The 18751-nt window shown below is 51.6% G+C and carries 21 protein-coding genes; all 21 read left to right on the forward strand.

Annotated elements, in window-relative coordinates; genetic code table 11:
- The first annotated feature begins 56 nt into the window (after positions 1-56).
- Entirely contained in the window at positions 57-1304 is a 1248-nt protein-coding gene (gene glyA / locus NST04_RS06250; RefSeq protein WP_341183602.1) for a serine hydroxymethyltransferase, read from the forward strand.
- Positions 1305-1747: 443 nt separating this feature from the next.
- Positions 1748-2377, forward strand: a complete 630-nt coding sequence (gene upp / locus NST04_RS06255) for a uracil phosphoribosyltransferase (protein WP_036721735.1) — start codon at positions 1748-1750, stop codon at positions 2375-2377.
- Positions 2378-2441: 64 nt separating this feature from the next.
- Complete coding sequence (wecB, locus tag NST04_RS06260) at positions 2442-3617, forward strand: non-hydrolyzing UDP-N-acetylglucosamine 2-epimerase (RefSeq protein WP_341183603.1); 1176 nt, start codon at positions 2442-2444, stop codon at positions 3615-3617.
- A gap of 164 nt (positions 3618-3781) precedes the next feature.
- Positions 3782-4015 (forward strand): ATPase F0F1, encoded by a 234-nt coding sequence (locus tag NST04_RS06265; RefSeq protein WP_341183604.1) that lies wholly within the window; start codon positions 3782-3784, stop codon positions 4013-4015.
- Positions 4008-4385, forward strand: a complete 378-nt coding sequence (locus NST04_RS06270) for an ATP synthase subunit I (RefSeq protein ID WP_036699219.1) — start codon at positions 4008-4010, stop codon at positions 4383-4385. Before NST04_RS06265 ends, NST04_RS06270 begins: the two co-directional genes overlap by 8 nt.
- A 29-nt stretch (positions 4386-4414) precedes the next feature.
- Positions 4415-5182, forward strand: a complete 768-nt coding sequence (gene atpB / locus NST04_RS06275) for a F0F1 ATP synthase subunit A (protein WP_036699217.1) — start codon at positions 4415-4417, stop codon at positions 5180-5182.
- 104 nt (positions 5183-5286) lie between these two features.
- Positions 5287-5499 (forward strand): F0F1 ATP synthase subunit C, encoded by a 213-nt coding sequence (gene atpE / locus NST04_RS06280; protein ID WP_036699216.1) that lies wholly within the window; start codon positions 5287-5289, stop codon positions 5497-5499.
- Between the two features lie 97 nt (positions 5500-5596).
- Positions 5597-6085 (forward strand): F0F1 ATP synthase subunit B, encoded by a 489-nt coding sequence (atpF, locus tag NST04_RS06285; RefSeq protein ID WP_209868445.1) that lies wholly within the window; start codon positions 5597-5599, stop codon positions 6083-6085.
- On the forward strand, positions 6082-6633 hold the full coding sequence (locus NST04_RS06290) for a F0F1 ATP synthase subunit delta (protein WP_341183605.1): 552 nt from the start codon (positions 6082-6084) through the stop codon (positions 6631-6633). Before atpF ends, NST04_RS06290 begins: the two co-directional genes overlap by 4 nt.
- Positions 6634-6644: 11 nt before the next feature.
- Entirely contained in the window at positions 6645-8156 is a 1512-nt protein-coding gene (atpA, locus tag NST04_RS06295) for a F0F1 ATP synthase subunit alpha (protein ID WP_341183606.1), read from the forward strand.
- A gap of 112 nt (positions 8157-8268) precedes the next feature.
- Positions 8269-9138, forward strand: a complete 870-nt coding sequence (gene atpG / locus NST04_RS06300; RefSeq protein WP_341183607.1) for an ATP synthase F1 subunit gamma — start codon at positions 8269-8271, stop codon at positions 9136-9138.
- Positions 9139-9173: 35 nt separating this feature from the next.
- Complete coding sequence (gene atpD / locus NST04_RS06305; RefSeq protein WP_341183608.1) at positions 9174-10571, forward strand: F0F1 ATP synthase subunit beta; 1398 nt, start codon at positions 9174-9176, stop codon at positions 10569-10571.
- A gap of 63 nt (positions 10572-10634) precedes the next feature.
- On the forward strand, positions 10635-11051 hold the full coding sequence (locus NST04_RS06310; protein WP_036699230.1) for a F0F1 ATP synthase subunit epsilon: 417 nt from the start codon (positions 10635-10637) through the stop codon (positions 11049-11051).
- Positions 11052-11245: 194 nt separating this feature from the next.
- Positions 11246-11503 carry a DUF1146 family protein gene (locus tag NST04_RS06315; RefSeq protein ID WP_036699207.1) on the forward strand — a complete coding sequence of 86 codons (258 nt, stop codon included), beginning with the start codon at positions 11246-11248 and terminating at the stop codon, positions 11501-11503.
- A 197-nt stretch (positions 11504-11700) separates the two neighbouring features.
- Entirely contained in the window at positions 11701-13077 is a 1377-nt protein-coding gene (gene murA / locus NST04_RS06320) for a UDP-N-acetylglucosamine 1-carboxyvinyltransferase (protein ID WP_036699206.1), read from the forward strand.
- Positions 13078-13254: 177 nt separating this feature from the next.
- Entirely contained in the window at positions 13255-14397 is a 1143-nt protein-coding gene (gene spoIID / locus NST04_RS06325) for a stage II sporulation protein D (RefSeq protein ID WP_341183609.1), read from the forward strand.
- 61 nt (positions 14398-14458) lie between these two features.
- Complete coding sequence (locus NST04_RS06330) at positions 14459-15196, forward strand: M23 family metallopeptidase (RefSeq protein ID WP_341183610.1); 738 nt, start codon at positions 14459-14461, stop codon at positions 15194-15196.
- A 310-nt stretch (positions 15197-15506) separates the two neighbouring features.
- On the forward strand, positions 15507-15794 hold the full coding sequence (spoIIID, locus tag NST04_RS06335; protein WP_019915029.1) for a sporulation transcriptional regulator SpoIIID: 288 nt from the start codon (positions 15507-15509) through the stop codon (positions 15792-15794).
- 127 nt (positions 15795-15921) lie between these two features.
- On the forward strand, positions 15922-16920 hold the full coding sequence (gene mreB, locus NST04_RS06340; RefSeq protein ID WP_036699265.1) for a rod shape-determining protein MreB: 999 nt from the start codon (positions 15922-15924) through the stop codon (positions 16918-16920).
- A 49-nt stretch (positions 16921-16969) separates the two neighbouring features.
- A complete protein-coding gene (locus NST04_RS06345) occupies positions 16970-17848 on the forward strand; it encodes a flagellar hook-basal body protein (RefSeq protein WP_341183611.1) in 879 nt (292 codons plus the stop codon).
- Positions 17849-17922: 74 nt separating this feature from the next.
- Positions 17923-18744, forward strand: coding sequence for a flagellar hook-basal body protein (locus NST04_RS06350; RefSeq protein WP_341183612.1), 822 nt, complete (start codon positions 17923-17925; stop codon positions 18742-18744).
- Positions 18745-18751 lie beyond the last annotated feature (7 nt).

Here is an 18751-nt window from a genome sequence, read left to right on the forward strand (position 1 = left end):
TGAGAGGGTTTAACTAACACCACATAAATCAGAGTTACAGGGAGGAAATTAGAAACATGGAACAATTGCGTAAAAGTGACCCGGCAGTACTGGAAGCGATGGGCCTCGAACTGAGCCGCCAGCGTGCGAACATTGAACTTATTGCCTCAGAGAATATTGTAAGTGAAGCCGTCATGGAGGCCATGGGCTCCGTGCTTACGAACAAATACGCCGAAGGTTATCCCGGCAAGCGTTACTACGGCGGCTGTGAAGATGTGGATATCGTAGAGAACCTGGCCCGCGACCGTGCCAAGGAGCTGTTCGGTGCTGAGCATGCCAACGTGCAGCCGCATTCCGGCGCACAGGCCAATATGGCTGTATACCTGGCTGCACTCAAGCCCGGCGATACTGTTCTTGGTATGAATCTGTCGCATGGCGGCCATTTGACCCACGGCAGCCCGGTGAATGCTTCCGGCATTCTGTATAACTTCGTGGCTTATGGCGTACAGGAGGATTCCTTCCTGATCGATTATGATGAAGTGCGCAAAGCCGCCTTCAAGCACCGCCCCAAAATGATCGTTGCCGGTGCGAGCGCATATCCGCGTACCATTGATTTTGCCGCACTCGGTTCGATTGCGAATGATGTGGGCGCTCTGTTCATGGTCGATATGGCTCATATTGCCGGTCTGGTGGCTGCCGGTCTTCACCCGAGCCCGGTTCCTCATGCCCACTTCGTCACTACAACTACGCACAAAACCCTGCGCGGTCCGCGCGGCGGGATGATTCTGTGCAGACAGCCATGGGCTGCCGCTATTGATAAAGCGGTCTTCCCTGGTTCCCAGGGCGGACCTCTGATGCATGTGATTGCGTCCAAGGCCGTATCGTTCGGTGAAGCACTGCAGCCATCATTCAAGACTTACGCCGAGAACGTAGTTAAGAATGCCAAGGTGCTGGCAGAGACTCTGGTCGGCGAAGGCGTTAATATTGTATCCGGCGGAACCGATAACCATCTGATCCTGCTCGATACCCGTAACCTGAACATTACTGGTAAGGACGCCGAGAAGGTGCTGGATTCCATCGGAATTACTGTCAACAAGAACGCGATTCCGTTTGACCCGACCAGCCCGTTCGTCACCAGCGGTATCCGCATCGGCACACCGGCTGTTACATCACGCGGAATGGATGAGCAGGCTATGGTCACGATCGGCCGGATTATTGCCAGTGTCCTCAAGAATCCGCAGGATGAAGCTAACTTGAGCCAAGCAGCCCGCGAGGTAGCTAAGCTGACTGAACAATATCCGATCTACCCTGGATTGCAGTATTAATCTGAGTCCCTCTAACATCGCCCTTGCGTACCCGGTTCCGCCGGATTTACGCAAGGGCTTTTTTAAAATATAAGAATGTATATGTTTCACGCTATTGCTGTTACATAATGTTCACAAATGGCTCCCAAGAAAACGTTTGAATTATACTGAAAGTTACATGAAAGTTCATGGAATTTTCAATAAAAGTAGTGAAAGAACTGTGAATAGTATTAAAAGCGCTTAATCGTACAAACTAAGCTTTGTTTTATATCCAGAGAGGTGGCTATATTGCCTTAAGCTTCCATGGTGTGGTAATTCCCCAGTAAACGGGGGGACCTGCGGATTTGTCTATCTGTAGGTGAAAAGAGGACTTGGTGATGATATAATAGATAGGATTTAGCCACCTGAGAAGCCGGGCGCTTACTTTGGCTATAAATAAGACTTACAATTACCGGAGGGACAACATGGGAAAATTGGTGATTTGCGATCATCCATTGATTCAGCACAAATTGACATTCATTCGCGATGTGCGGACCAACACAAAAGACTTCAGGGAGCATGTCGATGAAGTAGCAACACTTATGGCTTATGAGATTACACGTGATATCCCGCTGGAGACCATTACGGTGCAGACGCCCGTGCAGGAAACGCAGAGCAAGGTGATTTCGGGGAGAATGCTGGGACTGATCCCGATTCTGCGCGCCGGTCTGGGGATGCTCGAAGGTGTGCTTAAGCTGCTTCCTGCAGCCAAGGTAGGCCATGTGGGTCTGTTCCGTGATCCGGACACCCTTCAGCCGGTAGAATACTACATCAAGCTTCCTACGGATGTCCAGGAACGTGAGTTGATCGTGATCGATCCTATGCTAGCTACAGGCGGCTCTGCCATTGCAGCGATTACCTCGCTCAAGAACCGCGGCTGCACCCAGATCAAGATGATGAACCTGATTGCTGCCCCGGAAGGCGTTGCGGCTGTACAAGCTGCTCATCCGGATGTGGATATCTATGTTGCAGCACTTGACGATCATTTGAATGATCATGGCTATATCGTTCCGGGCCTCGGAGATGCCGGGGACAGACTGTACGGTACCAAGTAAGAAGCACAGATAATAATAGTATCAATCCAATAGACCACGGTTTTCAGAAGAGAGGGAAGGGCTTATGTCCAAAATTAAAGTAATGACGATTTTCGGAGTGCGCCCCGAGGCAATCAAGATGGCGCCTCTGGTTCTGGAGCTGAACAGACATCCTGAGCAGATTGAGTCCATTGTCTGTGTAACTGCGCAGCACAGGGAGCTGCTGGATCAGGTACTCGAGGTGTTCAAGATTACTCCGGATTACGATCTGGACGTAATGAAGGACCGCCAGACGCTCAATGAGATCACGATTCGGGTGCTCGAAGGCCTGGAGCCCGTGCTCCGCGAAGTGAAGCCGGACCTAGTGCTTGTGCATGGCGATACCCTGACCACCTTCCTGGCCAGCTATGCGTCTTTCCTTCAGCAGATTCAGGTTGGGCATGTGGAAGCAGGTCTTCGGACATGGAACAAGCTTTCGCCTTATCCGGAAGAAATGAACCGTCAGCTGACAGGCGTGCTTGCTGATCTGCATTTTGCTCCGACTCACTGGTCAGCGGGTAACCTGAGACACGAGAACAAAAAAGAATCAAGTATTTATATCACAGGCAATACCGTAACCGATGTGTTTCAATATACCGTACAGCCGGACTACCGGCATCCGGTCCTTGATTTTGCTTCAGGAAAAAGACTTATTTTGATGACGGCGCACCGCAGAGAATCCCAAGGCGAACCGCACCGTCATATTTTCCGTGCAGTCAAAAGAATCGCTGATGAATTTGAAGATGTAGCCATTGTGTATCCCGTGCACCCGAGTCCGGCAGTGAAGGAACCTGCGCATGAGATCCTCGGCGGACACCCTAGAATCAAGCTGATTGATCCGCTGGATGTCGTTGACCTGCATAACTTTTATCCGCATACCCACCTGATATTGACCGATTCCGGCGGCCTGCAGGAGGAAGCTCCCTCCTTTGGAGTTCCTGTGCTTGTGCTGCGTGATACAACCGAGCGCCCGGAAGGGATCGAGGCCGGAACACTGGAGCTTGTGGGGACGGACGAGGAGAAGGTGTATCAACGGACACATGCTCTTTTGACCGATCAGAACCTGTATCAGTCGATGAGCCGGGCCGCCAACCCGTATGGAGACGGCAAAGCCTCCGAAAGAATTGTCAATGCGATTTTGCACCATTTCGGAGTCGCTCCAGAGCGCCCGGAAGAATTTCACACAATGTTCACAAATGATAAAACAGGGCAAGACAACTAATATACTAACGTTAATAAAAGCAGCATACAGTTAAACTGTACGGTTTATATGGTTTTGGTGTTTTTTGCTGTGATTATTTTCATATTTTCATGCGATTTTGGGCAATTTTCTGTGAATTGACAAAGAGTCTGGATATTCAGTAAAATTAGTTGGGATTGTAGCCTATGAAGGAATCAAAGAATGAGCCTGGACTGGGGCGTACAGCTCTAGTACTCGCGGGTGCGGGCAGTTTGCTTGCCGCTTACATTGTAATAGGCTTTTTTGTGGCAAAGTGGCTGCGCAATCTGATGGACGGACCTGCTTTTTGGCTGGCTATCGGAACAATTACCGGGTTGATTCTCGGCGTTGTGAATGTTGCTTTGCTAATCAAAAATTTTTTGGGGGAGCAAAATGGATAATATGACTCCCGTAATCAATATCGTCACCAGGGTGACAGTAATCATTATGGCAGGATTGGTAATGGGGTGGGCTCTCCATCATGAGACCCGTGCAGTTACTCTGGGAATGACACTCGGCTTGCTGGCAGGACTGGTTAATTTCCGTTATCTAGCCCTCAAGGTCAGAAGAGTGACAGCAGCGGTGGCGAAGCAAGGGAAAAGCTCCTTCAGTCTTGGTTTTGCTACAAGAATCAGTTTTGGAATTCTGGTTACTATGTTTTCAGTCAAATATGAGCATTTCTCGCTGGAGGCAACGATTATCGGCCTGTTCATCCCCCAGCTTCTGGCTATTCCCGTGGGGATATATCTAGGAATCAAGAATAAGCTGTAGCCATATTAAAGAGAAAGGGGGATGATACTATGCACGAAATGCCTTTAATCTATGTTGGCGGAATACCGATTGACCTGTCTGCTGTGCTGATGCTGGTAATCAGCTCGGTGATAGTGTTCGTACTGGTCATGCTCTCCGTCCGCAACCTGTCGGTTGAGAATCCGTCCAAGCTCCAGAATTTCATGGAATGGGTGGTTGAATTTGTACAGGGACTGATCAGCAGCGCCATGGATCTGAAGAAGGGAAAGCCTTACATATCACTGGGATTGACGCTGATACTGTTTATCTTCGTCTCCAATCTCCTTGGTCTGCCGTTTTCCGTTATTACAGAGGCCGATGGTCCGGTTACAGTCTTCGGACATGTTATCGAAGCAACTAAGAACCTGGCCGATGGCGCGCATGCTGAGATTCTGTGGTACAAATCGCCGACTGCAGATATCAACGTAACCGCAGGACTTGCGATCGTTGTGTTTGTACTCATGAACTACTTAGGCATCAAGCTGAACGGCAAGCATTATTTCAAGCATTATATTGAGCCGTTTCCAATTTTCTTGCCGCTGAACATTATTGAGAACCTGGCGAAGCCAGTGGCGCTTGCCATTCGTCTATTCGCTAACATTTTTGCCGGCGAGGTTCTGATTACCGTCATTCTGAAGCTGGGACTGTTCAGTATTCCGTTTCTGGCCATCTGGCAAGGCTTCAGTATCTTTGTCGGGGCGCTTCAGGCCTTTATCTTTACGATTCTGACGATGGTCTACATCGCACAGATGACGATCCACGAGGAAGAAGCGCATTAATAAGCTGCCGTGAGGATAGCGGCAGGTGCCGGAATACTTCGCGGGAGATTTTATATTATTAAGACATTACAAAAAGAACCGAAATTAAAGGAGGATATTTACAAATGGAATTTTTAGCAGCAGCAATCGCGGTTGGTTTGGGCGCACTCGGCGCAGGTCTGGGTAACGGTATGATCGTCAGCAAGACGGTGGAATCTATCGCCCGTCAGCCGGAAGCACGTAACGCACTGCAGACAACAATGTTTATCGGTGTAGGTATCGTGGAAGTTATTCCTTTGGCCGCTACAGTTATCGCGTTCCTGATCATGTTTACTTAATAAACCGTTTTTACGGTTTGGCGGGGAGGGCAAGTGCCATCCGCGCCTTACTTTTGTATATGTCCGCAAGCCGCGGTAACGGAAGGGAGTGACCTCAGTGAATATCGTTTGGACCAATATAGTATTTTCCATTGTTGCATTTGGAGTTCTGTACTTCCTGCTCAGCAAGTTTGCCTTCAGCAAGCTGTTCGGAATTATGGAGAAGCGCCGCGAAATGGTGCTGCAGCAAATGGATGAAGCAGCCAAGACCAGAGAGCAGGCGGTCGCTTATGTAGAAGAGCAGAAGCAGGCCCTGCAGCAGGCGCGCCAAGAGGCACAGGCTATCATTCAGCAGTCCCAGGCTACCAGCAACAACCAGGTTGACAAGATTCTCGAGCAGGCCCATGTGGAAGCGAGCCGTCTGAAAGACGAAGCGGTACGCGACATTGAGAACGAGAAGAATAAAGCGGTTGAAGCGCTGCGCAGCGAGCTGGGTACAGCCTCGGTCCGCATTGCCTCGAAGCTGCTTGAGAAGGAAGTTGCAGCTGACGGCGAGCAGGAACAGCTTGTTGATCAATACCTCAAAGAGGTAGGAGGCCGATCATGAGCCGCGATACGGTAGTTGCCGGGCGCTATGCAAAAGCCTTGTACAGTGTAGCAGTGGATGAAGGCATTACGCTTCAAGTGGAAGAACAGCTCAAATTAGTCGTCGAAGTGCTTCATAATGATGCAGAGGTGAAACGGTTTATCCTGGCACCCCGTATCTCGCAATCCGACAAGCTGAATGTGCTGCGCGGGACACTTCAAGGTAAAGTCTCGGAAGCGGTCATGAACACGGTAGAGCTATTGGTAGAGCGGGGCAGAACCGATATTTTCGCAGAGTTACTGGCTAAATATATCAAGATTGAAGGGGATGCCCTTGGCATTGGCTACGCTACTGTCTATTCCGCTTATTCCCTGAACCAGGCAGAACAGGACAGTGTTGCGGCTGAATTCAGCCAGCTTACTGGCCGTAAGATTCGTGTAACCAATGTGGTCGATACAAGCCTGCTCGGCGGACTGAAAGTCGTAATCGGCGATACGCTGTATGACGGAAGTCTGGCCGGTAAGCTTACGCGTCTTGAGAAATCCTTTAATGATAAGCAAAGAAGATAGGGGTGAGGATATTGGGCATCAGACCTGAAGAGATCAGCACTTTGATCAAAAGTCAAATTGAGCAATATAAAGCCGATATCGAAGTGGCCGAAATTGGCACCGTCATTCAAGTCGGCGACGGTATCGCCCGTGTCTACGGTCTGGAAAACGCAATGGCAGGGGAACTGCTGGAGTTCTCCAACGGGGTAGTGGGCATGGCGCTTAACCTGGAAGAAAGCAACGTCGGTGTTGTTATTCTGGGTGAATACAAAGAGATCCGCGAAGGCGATCAGGTTAAACGTACCGGCCAGATCATGCAGGTTCCGGTTGGCGAAGCCATGCTGGGCCGCGTAGTAAATGCACTGGGCCAGCCGCTTGACGGCAAGGGACCGATTGCTACTACAGAATTCCGTCCGGTTGAACATAACGCGCCGGGGGTTATCGACCGTAAGTCGGTACACGAACCGATGCAGACGGGTCTTAAGGCAATCGATGCCATGGTGCCAATCGGCCGCGGACAACGCGAGCTGATCATTGGTGACCGTCAGACAGGTAAGACTGCGATCGCGATTGATGCGATTATCAACCAGAAGGGCAACGGGATGAAGTGTATCTATGTTGCTATCGGACAAAAACAATCTACTGTAGCACAGGTAGTAGAAACCCTCCGCCGTCATGGCGCCCTGGATTACACTATCGTTGTAACCGCGTCGGCTTCCGAGCCTTCTCCGCTGCTTTATATTGCTCCGTACGCAGGCTGCGCTATGGGCGAATACTTTATGTATAAGGGCGAGCATGTACTTGTCATTTATGATGACCTGTCCAAGCAGGCTTCGGCTTACCGCGAATTGTCTCTGCTGCTCCGCCGTCCACCGGGCCGTGAAGCCTTCCCGGGTGACGTATTCTATCTGCACTCCCGTCTGCTGGAACGTGCAGCCAAGCTTAGCGATGCGCTTGGTGGTGGTTCATTAACCGCCCTGCCATTCATCGAAACACAGGCTTCTGACGTATCGGCTTACATTCCAACGAACGTAATTTCGATCACAGACGGCCAAATCTTCCTTGAATCCGACTTGTTCAACTCCGGACAGCGTCCGGCGATCAACGTAGGTATCTCTGTATCCCGTGTAGGGGGCTCCGCACAGATCAAAGCTATGAAGAAGGTCGCCGGTTCCCTGCGTCTGGATCTGGCTCAATACCGTGAGCTTCAGGCTTTCTCCCAGTTCGGCTCCGATCTGGACAAATCAACGCAGGCCCGTCTGAACCGCGGTGCGCGTATGATGGAGATTCTGAAGCAGGGTGTGAACCAGCCGCTTAGCGTTGAGCATCAAGTGCTTAGTCTGTACACCGCTGTCAAAGGACATCTGGATGATATTCCTGTCAAGGACGTTAAGCGTTTCGAGAAGGAATTCCTGGCCTTTATCGACAGCAGTGCCACTGAAATCCTGAAATCCATCTCGGATACCAAGGATCTGACAGCTGACAACGAAGCAGCGCTCAAGGCTGCCATCGAGAAATTCAAAAGAGGCTTTGCTACAAGCTAATATATAGAGATTACCGTTTATGCTTACGAAGTTAGCTATTGGGTACGTCAAAGCTCAGCTTATGCTTACGAAGTTAGCTTTGGCTACGCCAAAGCTCTAAGGTGGTGAAATCATGGCAAGAAGCATGCGCGATATTAAACGTCAAATTAAGAGCGTTCAGAACACCAGACAGATCACCAAAGCGATGGAGATGGTCGCTGCGTCCAAGCTGCGCAAGGCGCAGGAGAAGGCAGAAGCAGCCCGTCCGTATTCAGAGAAGCTGAAAGAGGTCGTCTCGAGTATTGCTGCCGGTACGCAGGATCTCCAGCACCCGATGCTGGTCAGCCGGCCTGTCAAAAAAACAGGTTATTTGATCATCACCTCGGACAGAGGTCTTGCCGGCGGCTACAATGCGAATATTCTGCGTAAAGTAACGATGCTGATCGCAGAACGCCATAAGTCCAAGGATGAGTATGCGCTGTTTGTGATCGGGCGCAAAGGCCGTGACTTTTTGCGGCGCCGTGAATATCCCATTGTAGAAGAAATCACCGAGCTGTCCGATACCCCGAAATTTGCCGACATCAAGTCGATTGCCTATTCGGCGGTGAACCAGTTCGAGACAGGCGTCTATGATGAGATCTACATTTGCTACAACCAGTTCGTTAATGCGATCAGCCAGATTCCGACTGTAGACAGACTTCTGCCTATGGAAGGCGTTGGGGAGGGCGAGCATCACGGAGCATCTGCTGCTTATGAATACGAGCCTTCGCCTGCAGGCGTACTGGAAGTTCTGCTTCCGAAATATGCCGAGACTTTAATCTACGGTGCTCTTCTGAACGGCAAAGCCAGTGAGCTGGGAGCTAAGATGACAGCCATGGGCAGTGCAACGAAGAACGCGTCAAAAATGATCGGAGAACTTAGACTTACGTACAACCGTGCCCGTCAGGCGGCCATTACGCAAGAAATTACCGAGATCGTGGCTGGTGCGAACGCGCAGTCTTAATACAGATGTAACAGCTTTCGAGGAGGGAAATGAAGATGAACAAAGGACGCGTTGTGAGCATTATGGGTCCGGTTGTCGATATTGAATTTGAACGCGGCCAGTTGCCCCAGATATTCAACGCCATCAAAATTGTTGAAACTCTAAGCGATGGCCGTAACATGGATCTGACTCTTGAAGTTTCCAATCATCTTGGAGATAACCTGGTGCGTTGTATCGCCATGTCTTCCACAGATGGACTGGTACGCGGGATTGATGCGATTGACCAGGGAGCACCGATCTCGGTTCCAGTCGGTGAAGCAACACTGGGCCGCGTATTTAACGTACTTGGTAATCCAATCGATAACGGTGCTGAGGTGGTAGCTGCAAGAAACCCGATTCACCGTCTGGCTCCTACCTTTGATGAGTTATCAACTCAGGCAGAGGTTCTGGAGACCGGAATTAAAGTTATCGACTTGCTGGCCCCTTATGCCAAGGGCGGTAAAATCGGCCTGTTCGGCGGTGCCGGCGTAGGTAAAACAGTAACCATTCAGGAATTGATTAACAACATTGCACAGGAACACGGCGGTATCTCCGTATTCGCCGGCGTTGGCGAGCGGACACGTGAGGGGAATGACCTCTATCACGAAATGACCGATTCCGGCGTTATCAAAAAAACGGCGATGGTCTTCGGACAAATGAATGAGCCGCCGGGCGCGCGTCTGCGCGTAGCTCTGACCGGACTGACCATGGCGGAATATTTCCGTGATGTAGAAGGCCGCGATACGCTGCTCTTTATCGATAACATCTTCCGGTTCACCCAAGCGGGTTCCGAAGTATCGGCCCTGCTCGGCCGGATGCCTTCTGCGGTAGGTTACCAGCCTACACTGGCTACAGAAATGGGTCAGCTGCAGGAGCGTATTACGTCCACGAAGAAAGGTTCCGTTACTTCAATCCAGGCGATCTACGTGCCTGCGGATGACTATACAGACCCTGCACCGGCAACGGCGTTTGCCCACTTGGATGCGACGACCAACCTGGAGCGTAAAATCTCCGAAAAAGGGATTTTCCCTGCGGTTGACCCGCTGGCTTCCAGCTCGCGGATGCTGGCACCGGAAATCGTCGGCGAAGAGCACTATAACGTGGCACAAGGCGTTAAGCAGCTGCTGCAGCGTTATACTGAGCTTCAGGATATCATTGCCATCCTGGGTATGGATGAGCTGAGTGAAGAGGATAAGGTGATTGTATCCCGCGCCCGTAAGGTTGAGCGCTTCCTGTCCCAGCCGTTCCACGTAGCAGAGCAGTTCACCGGCTTCAAAGGCAAGTACGTGCCAATCAAAGAAACTGTACGCAGCTTCAAGGAAATCCTGGAAGGTAAGCACGATGATCTTCCGGAAGTAGCGTTCTTGTTCGTAGGTACGATTGAAGAAGCCGTGGAAAAAGCGAAAACGTTGTAACCCTAAGCATGCTTATGCTGGGGGATCGGGCTTTATTCTGTAAAGCTTTGAGGAGGAATGGAAGTGAATACCTTTTTGCTCGAAATAGTTACTCCGGAGCATCTGGTCTACTCCAAGCAAGTGAACAGTCTGACGGTACGCGGCGTGAATGGTGAACTGGGGATTCTCCCGGGACATATTCCGCTCGTCACCCCGCTTCAGGTTGCTCCGCTTAGCGTTAAGGCGGACGGCGTTACAGTCTCCATCGCTGTGCATGGCGGTTTCGTTGAAGTGCACAAAGATAAGGTAACGGTGCTGGCTGAAAGTGCTGAGCTGCCCCGGGATATTGATGTGGAGCGCGCTGAAGCGGCTAAGGAGCGGGCTGAGCGCCGCCTTAAGCTGCAAAGCAAGCAGGATGAGATCGATCACCGCCGTGCGGAGCTGGCATTACAGCGTGCTGTAACGCGCATCAAAGTTTCGACCGGTAAAGGACAACAGTAGCAGATAAGCGGTCAAGCCCTGGGCTTGACTGCTTTTTTTGCTAGATGAGAATCTAGCAGTTTATGAACATATCGTCATCAGATCTGCATATAAAGACCCATTTGTTTAAAATTTCGTAAAAGTACTGGATTCTTTTCCCCTGCACAAGTATGATATAAGAGTCGATTTCCGAGTACCTAACACAGGGGGCTAATATGAACACACGCTTATCCGCTGAGTTGTCGGGTGCGATCGGCACCAGCAATATGATATCGATGGTTATCTCTTTGATCTGCGTTGCATTATCCTGGTGGTCACTTCAGAACCTTAAGCTGGATTTGGTCATAAGATATCCCAAGAGCCCTCAGGGCAGACTGCTGCACCTGCTCTTGGCAATTGTCCTGGGTCACTTCGTGGCCGGGTTCCTGCTTGATTATCTGGGCTGGAGCGGACTTATAGGACGGATGTTTTAACGGCAGCGGCTTTGGTTATATCTGTATAGGCTGATGCAGTGAAAAAAGTGTCGAATAATAAGGTTTTATTATGTCAACACTGAAGTTAAGCAAGGAATCTGCACCTAAGACGCAATGACGGAATATTCAATATCTTAACAGACGAATTTTAACCTCAAAATTTATTTCAGAAATAATGGACGCGGAGGGAAACCGAAATGAGCAAATTTATCGTCCGCGGTGGCAACAGATTGACCGGGAGCGTGAAAGTTAGCGGCGCAAAAAATTCCGTACTACCGATCATAGCCGCCTCTCTATTGGCAGAAGAAGGAGTTAGCGTCATTGTGGACGCACCTCCGTTAGACGATGTAATGACGATTAACAAGGTATTGGAATCTCTGGGTGCAGGTATTACATACCAGAACGATGTGATTGAAGTAGATGCCACTAATATTACTTCCTGTGAAGCACCATACGAATGGGTACGCAAAATGAGGGCTTCTTTCCTGGTTATGGGTCCACTCCTGTCCCGTATGGGGCATACTCGTATTTCTCTGCCTGGCGGTTGCGCCATTGGAACTAGGCCAATTGACCAGCACTTGAAGGGTTTTGAAGCGCTTGGAGCCGAGATCAGTCTGGGCCAGGGCTACATCGATGCGAAAAGTAACGGAAGACTGCGCGGAGCCAAGATCTATCTGGATGTGGCCAGCGTAGGTGCGACCGAAAATATAATGATGGCTGCCGCGCTTGCCGAAGGCACCACAGTAATTGAGAATGCGGCTAAAGAGCCGGAGATTGTCGACCTTGCCAATTACCTGAACGGGATGGGCGGCATTGTACGCGGAGCCGGAACCGGAGTCATCCGGATTGAAGGCGTAGAGCGTATGCACGGCGTAAGACATCATGTCATTCCTGACCGGATCGAAGCTGGAACCTACATGGCAGCAGCGGCGATTACAGGCGGTGATGTGTATGTTGAGGGAGCTATTGCCGACCATCTGGGTCCGGTGATTGCCAAGATGGAGGAAATGGGCGTTACGATTATCCCGGATGAGAACGGAGTCCGTGTCATCAGCGACAAGCCGCTGAAGGCTGTCGATCTCAAGACATTACCTTACCCGGGATTCCCGACAGATATGCAGTCACAGATGATGGCACTGCTGCTCCGCTCGGAAGGAACCAGCGTAGTGACAGAGACCGTCTTCGAGAACCGGTTCATGCATGTGGATGAATTCCACAACATGAACGCGGAGATCAAGATTGAGGGCCGCTCTGCGATTGTGACGGGCAATGCCAGTCTGGTCGGCGCTAAGGTATGTGCTACGGACCTGCGTGCAGGTGCTGCGCTTATTTTGGCAGGGCTTGTGGCGGAAGGCACTACAGAAGTTAGCGGAACACATCACATTGACCGCGGGTATGTGCACCTGGCTGAGAAGCTGTCAGGACTTGGTGCGGACATATGGCGTATTTCCATGGAAGAGTCGGCAGTTCCTGCTGCAAAAGAAGAAGCGCTTAAGCCTGAACCGGCCAGAAGCGAATCCTCCAAAGCCGAAGAGATCAGACCCCGCTTCCAGATTCAGCCGTCTTGGGTATAATAGTTATTCTTAAAAATATTAGGACCAGCCGCTAAGCGGCTGGTCCTTTTTTTTTGAAAAAAATCTTATACGTACCGTGGGATTCCGCAACTCTCTTTCTCTCAAAATCCCGTTCTAGCAGGTGCCGCAAATTCATATCTATAAGAATCACCGGTGCTTACGGAAGGAGCCATAGAGATGAAAGAGTTAATCAAGCTGCGGCGCATCCTGAAGCGTCCGCATAGCTACGCGCGCGCGCGGCGGCTGGCCCCCGCCGCCTGGCTGGCAGCGCCCCTGCTGGCGGCGCTGCTGCTGCCGCTGGCTGTTGTCCCGCAGCGCGGGGGACAACAGCCGCCGGCGCCCCCGGCCGTGCCACAGGCCACGGCCGTTCCGGCGCCGCCGGCACCGGCTGCCGCAGAGGCGCCGCAGCCGGAGGTCACCGTCTATTTGTCGCGGAGCGGACAAATCGAGACCCTGCCGCTGGAGGAGTACGTCAGCGGCGTACTGGCGGCCGAGATGCCGGCCGAATTTGAGCTTGAAGCGCTCAAGGCGCAGGCCGTAGCGGCCCGCACGTTCATTGCCCGCCGTCTGGCCGCCGGCGACCACAGCGGGGTACCCGTTCCCGAAGCGGATGTGAGCGATACGGTAAGCCATCAGGCTTACGTATCGAAGGCCGTGCTGGAACGGGACTGGGCATCCGGCAGCAAGCGCGCCGGACTGGCGAAGATCCGCCGCGCGGTCCTGGAGACGCGCGGAACGATCATGACCTATCAGGGGCAGCCGATCACAGCTTCCTTCTTCGCCTCCAGCGGAGGCTATACCGAGAACTCCGAGGAATACTGGAATGCTGCGGTTCCCTACCTGCGCAGTGTAGCCAGCCCCTGGGAGCTGCAGATCACCCCGAACCTGGCCGTAACCTACACCTTCAGTAACTCGGAGCTGCGCAGCAAGCTGGGCCTTGGAACCAAGGACCTTCCGGTGTCAGCCAGTCTGGGAGCTTCGGGTAAGGCAACGCCAGTCTCCGCTCAATCCTCTGCCAGCTTGCCGGCGGAGGTGCTGTCGCTTACAGCCGGCCACCGGATCAAACAGATCTCTATCGGAGGGAAGGTGTTTACCGGGCGGGAAGTGAGAGAGAAGCTGGGGCTGCGCTCGAGCCAGTTCACCTGGAAGCGCCAAGCGGGGAAGGTGCAGATCACCACGTATGGTAACGGCCACGGTGTCGGCATGAGCCAGTGGGGGGCGAACGGAATGGCGAAGCAGGGCAAGACGGCTACACAGATTCTCAAACACTACTACAGCGGGGTCTCTTTTACCGGAATCTCAACTCTTCTGAAAAAATAATCTGCAAGATACGTATAAAAGCGAAGCGCCCGGTAACACTGGTTACTGAGGTGATAACCATATGAATGAACAAGACAAAATCAAATCAACCCATGATGAATCTCTCAAAAACAAGCAGGGAGATTCAGGCGCTAAGCCTTCTTCATGGAGCAGACTGTTATCCAAACGGTGGGTATTCCCGGCAGTCTACACGGCGGCAGCGGCACTTATACTAACCTTGGTGTGGGTCTATCAGGATGCCGGCCAGAAGCCGCTGAATCCTGATAACGCCGCGGTAGTATCCCAAGGTGAGGCCGGCAGCAAAACCGGAGCTGCAAACGGTGATCCCGAAGCCCTGGAAGTTGTCGCATCAGCCGAAAGCCTGGTCTGGCCGGTAGCCAGCCCGAGTGAAGTGGAAGTGGTCAAACCGTACTACGACGAGAACGGCACGGAAGAGAATCATATTGCGGCGATGGTGCAGTACAATAATACCTTTGTCACCAATACCGGAATTGATATTGCCCGTGAGGACAACAAGACGTTTGATGTGAAGGCGGCGCTCAGCGGTGAAGTTACCAGAGTGGAAGATGTTGCTGTACTGGGTAAGGTAATCGAGATTACCTCTCCCGGCGATCTGAAGACGGTCTATCAGAGTCTTGGTGAAATCAAAGTGAAGCAGGGCGATGAAGTGAAGCAAGGCGATATGCTGGGGGCAGCGGGACGTAATGAGATGGAGAAGGGTCTTGGCAACCATGTACACTTTGAAGTGCATGAGGACGGCAAGATTGTGAATCCTTCGGATTTGCTTCCGCAGCGCTAAGCCGAAATGTTCAGCAGGGGGCGGAAGCCTCCTGTTTTTTTAAAGAGAATTTATATGTTTTGGGGTCCCCGCAAAGTACCTGAGTCATCACTTACGCTAAAGCCCCACTTTGTGGGGTTATTTTTTGCTTCTCCCCGAAATGGACAGTCCGGCAGGTTCTATTCCGGAAATGGGGCAGTGAAATGCAGTGAATTGGGTTGTCCGACAAATAAAATGAGCCTTCCTGAGCTTGTCATGTCCTGAAAGCGCGAATATATAGGCCCGCCCCTCATATAATGTACCAAACTATTCACAGTTGGGAGGCGGGAGCGTGCACGATTACATCAAGGAACGTACCATTAAAATCGGACGCTGCATCGTGGAAACCAGGCACACGGTCCGGACCATAGCCAAGGAATTTGGCGTTTCAAAAAGCACGGTGCATAAAGATTTAACCGAACGGCTGCCGGAAATTAATCCGGATCTGGCTGATCAGGTGAAGCACATTCTCGAATATCACAAGTCCATCCGTCATCTTCGGGGGGGAGAAGCCACAAAAATTAAATATAAGAAAACCACAGGTAAGAAGCGTGAGGTTGCCGTAGCCTCAAAGCCATAAGATTTTCGGATTTTCGCGCCATAATTCAGGTTTAGTCCATTGTACTCACCCCCTAAAGTATGGTATTTTTAAATTTGGTACAATCTTCTTTTCTCATTTAAAATAACACTTTGGGGGCTCTTTCATTATGCTTAGCAAGGATATCGGAATCGATCTCGGCACAGCTAACGTGCTCATTCATGTCAAGGGAAGGGGAGTCGTTCTGGATGAACCTTCCGTGGTCACACTTGAAAGTGATACGAAGCGGGTCCTTGCGGTTGGTGAACAGGCACGCCGGATGGTCGGGCGGACACCTGGAAATATAACGACGATTCGTCCGCTCCGTGACGGTGTAATCGCCGACTTTGCCATTACGGAAATGATGCTCAAATACTTTATTGACAGCGTTGGCGGCCGGACCTGGTATTCGCGGCCCCGTATTTTGATTTGTGCTCCCACCAATATTACTTCTGTGGAAACGAAGTCCATCCGTGAGGCGGCAGAGCGCAGCGGGGCCAAAGAGGTTTTCATGGAGGAAGAGCCCAAAGCTGCAGCCATTGGCGCAGGAATGGACATTTATCAGCCTAGCGGAAATATGGTCGTCGATATTGGCGGCGGAACGACGGATGTAGCCGTATTGTCCATGGGCGACGTCGTTACCGCCTCTTCCATTAAGATCGCGGGGGACAAGTTCGACGATGCCATTTTAAGATATATTAAACAGAAATATAAGCTCCTGATTGGTGAACGTACAGCGGAGGATATCAAAGTGACCATCGGCTCGGTACGGCCGGGCGGTATGAAGGCAGAGATGGATATCCGCGGGCGTGATATGGTGAGCGGACTGCCCCAGACCCTTACTATTTCATCCGGTGAGGTGAAGGAAGCGCTGTGGGATCCGGTTTCTTCGATTGTGGCTGCGGCCAAGTCGGTGCTGGAGCGTACACCGCCAGAGCTGTCGGCAGATATTATTGACCGTGGAGTTGTGCTGACCGGCGGAGGCGCCCTGCTTAACGGACTGGACGAGCTGCTCTCCGAACAGCTGCATGTTCCGGTCTGGGTGGCTGAGGACCCGATGCACTGCGTAGTCAAGGGCACGGGAATTATGCTGGATCATTTGGACAAGGTGGTTAAGAAAAAGTTCTAGCCTGCCGATAATAAGGGAGAACAGCAGATTCCAGGAAGGGACTGACCTCATGCTCAGAGGATTATATACAGCCGCAGCAGGAATGGTAACGCAGCAGCGCAGACATGATACGGCGACGCAGAACTTGGTCAATTTAAATACTACGGGGTACAAGCAGGTCGACAGTGTCAGCCATGCTTTTCCCGAGGTGCTGATCACCGCGATGAACGGGGGCGCTGCTAAGCCTGTCGGACGGATCAATACCGGGGTTTTTGCCGAGCAGTCCGTCTCCCAATACCTGCAGGGCGACCTCATTGAGAGCGGCAAGAGCGTAGATTTTGCGCTGTCTACCGATTTGCAGGTCCCAGACCCGGATAATCCGGGCACCAACCTTGCTTTTGACGGCTCGGGGAAATATATCAGTCCGGAGGGCGAGGTTATTTACCGGCCCCAGGCGTTCTTTACGGTTCAAGACAATGAAGGCAATAATTTATATACACGTAACGGAAGCTTTACAGTTGCTCCTACAGGGGAAGTGCTTAGCTCAGGCGGATTCAGAGTGCTGGGCAGTGACGGCAATCCGCTGCGATTGACAGGGCCTCAGGATAACCTTAAAGTGGACGGGCAGGGCAATCTGATTAACAATGCTACCGGACTGCCTTCAGGCACACGGATCGGAATCAGCGTCATCACAAGACCGCAGGAGCTGGTGCGTGACGGTAATGGTGTCTTCCATGCCGATGATGCCGAGGCCGCAGACATCCGCTTTTCCAATGGAACTGATAATCTGCAGGTCCGTCAGGGCTACCTTGAGAACTCGAATGTGGATGCCACTCAGGTCACTGTGGATATGAACGCCGCTTACCGCGCGTATGAAGCGAATCAGAAAGTGATCCAGTTCTATGACAGCAGCCTGCAAAAGGCTGTGAATGAAGTCGGCCGGGTATAGCCGGGCTTGCATGGATCATTATATTGATGGTGTTAGCCAGTTTCTTCTTATCAAGCTAGTAGGAGGTTAGACCTGTGAACAACTCAACAATCGGTGCTTCTGTCTCAATGGCCAGTCTGCAGCAGCGGCTGGATATTATAGCGGATAACATTGCCAATATGAATACGAATGGTTATAAGAGCAAACAAGGCTCGTTCGAGGATGTGCTTACCCGTGTACAGCAGCAATCCAAGGACTATAACCAGCCTGGACGCAGTATGCCGCTGGGTTTTAATATCGGCTTTGGTGTGCGTGTGCCTACAGTGTCAAGTAATTGGGAGGAAGGCACGCTCCAGGAGACAGGGAAGCCTACGGACTTGGCGCTTCAAGGCAATGGATTGTTCGGCGTTCAAGTCAATGGTGAAACGGCATATACCCGCCAGGGCGCTTTCCACTTCACCCCGGATACCGCCAATAAGGATAAGATGATTCTTGTGGACAATACCGGCAATCCTGTGCTGGGTGCTAACGGCACCCCGCTCAGCGTAGGAGCTAATGTAAGTGCTGCTATTGATGAGCGCGGGCAGGTGTGGACCAAGACGGATGAGAAACAGCCGCCTGTCCTGGCAGGCAGCTTAATGATTGTTGAGCCGCTCAGCAAGAATGCCTTGCAAGCTGTAGATGGTAATTTCTATGTATTGGCTGAAGGCGTGACAACGCAGCAGGCATTCGTGCAAAGAGCAGCGGGCGAAGCGAAGGATGTAGGCGTTCGCTCAGGCTATCTGGAATCCTCTAACGTGGATCTGAGCCGGGAAATGACGGAGATGATGCAGATTCAGCGTACGTATCAGCTTGCTGCCCGGGCGCTGTCCTCCAGTGACCAGATGCTGGGCCTGGCTAATAACATGCGCGCGTGAGGTGAAG

The sequence above is a fragment of the Paenibacillus sp. FSL H7-0756 genome, from assembly GCF_038006765.1.
In the GTDB taxonomy this organism is placed as follows: domain Bacteria; phylum Bacillota; class Bacilli; order Paenibacillales; family Paenibacillaceae; genus Paenibacillus_AQ.

Bases quoted from the DNA above. Each gene is read 5' to 3' on its own strand.
- glyA (WP_341183602.1), top strand. From the start codon at position 57: ATGGAACAATTGCGTAAAAGTGACCCGGCAGTACTGGAAGCGATGGGC.
- upp (WP_036721735.1), top strand. From the start codon at position 1,748: ATGGGAAAATTGGTGATTTGCGATCATCCATTGATTCAGCACAAATTG.
- wecB (WP_341183603.1), top strand. From the start codon at position 2,442: ATGTCCAAAATTAAAGTAATGACGATTTTCGGAGTGCGCCCCGAGGCA.
- NST04_RS06265 (WP_341183604.1), top strand. From the start codon at position 3,782: ATGAAGGAATCAAAGAATGAGCCTGGACTGGGGCGTACAGCTCTAGTA.
- NST04_RS06270 (WP_036699219.1), top strand. From the start codon at position 4,008: ATGGATAATATGACTCCCGTAATCAATATCGTCACCAGGGTGACAGTA.
- atpB (WP_036699217.1), top strand. From the start codon at position 4,415: ATGCACGAAATGCCTTTAATCTATGTTGGCGGAATACCGATTGACCTG.
- atpE (WP_036699216.1), top strand. From the start codon at position 5,287: ATGGAATTTTTAGCAGCAGCAATCGCGGTTGGTTTGGGCGCACTCGGC.
- NST04_RS06290 (WP_341183605.1), top strand. From the start codon at position 6,082: ATGAGCCGCGATACGGTAGTTGCCGGGCGCTATGCAAAAGCCTTGTAC.
- atpG (WP_341183607.1), top strand. From the start codon at position 8,269: ATGGCAAGAAGCATGCGCGATATTAAACGTCAAATTAAGAGCGTTCAG.
- atpD (WP_341183608.1), top strand. From the start codon at position 9,174: ATGAACAAAGGACGCGTTGTGAGCATTATGGGTCCGGTTGTCGATATT.
- NST04_RS06315 (WP_036699207.1), top strand. From the start codon at position 11,246: ATGAACACACGCTTATCCGCTGAGTTGTCGGGTGCGATCGGCACCAGC.
- murA (WP_036699206.1), top strand. From the start codon at position 11,701: ATGAGCAAATTTATCGTCCGCGGTGGCAACAGATTGACCGGGAGCGTG.
- spoIID (WP_341183609.1), top strand. From the start codon at position 13,255: ATGAAAGAGTTAATCAAGCTGCGGCGCATCCTGAAGCGTCCGCATAGC.
- NST04_RS06330 (WP_341183610.1), top strand. From the start codon at position 14,459: ATGAATGAACAAGACAAAATCAAATCAACCCATGATGAATCTCTCAAA.
- mreB (WP_036699265.1), top strand. From the start codon at position 15,922: ATGCTTAGCAAGGATATCGGAATCGATCTCGGCACAGCTAACGTGCTC.
- NST04_RS06345 (WP_341183611.1), top strand. From the start codon at position 16,970: ATGCTCAGAGGATTATATACAGCCGCAGCAGGAATGGTAACGCAGCAG.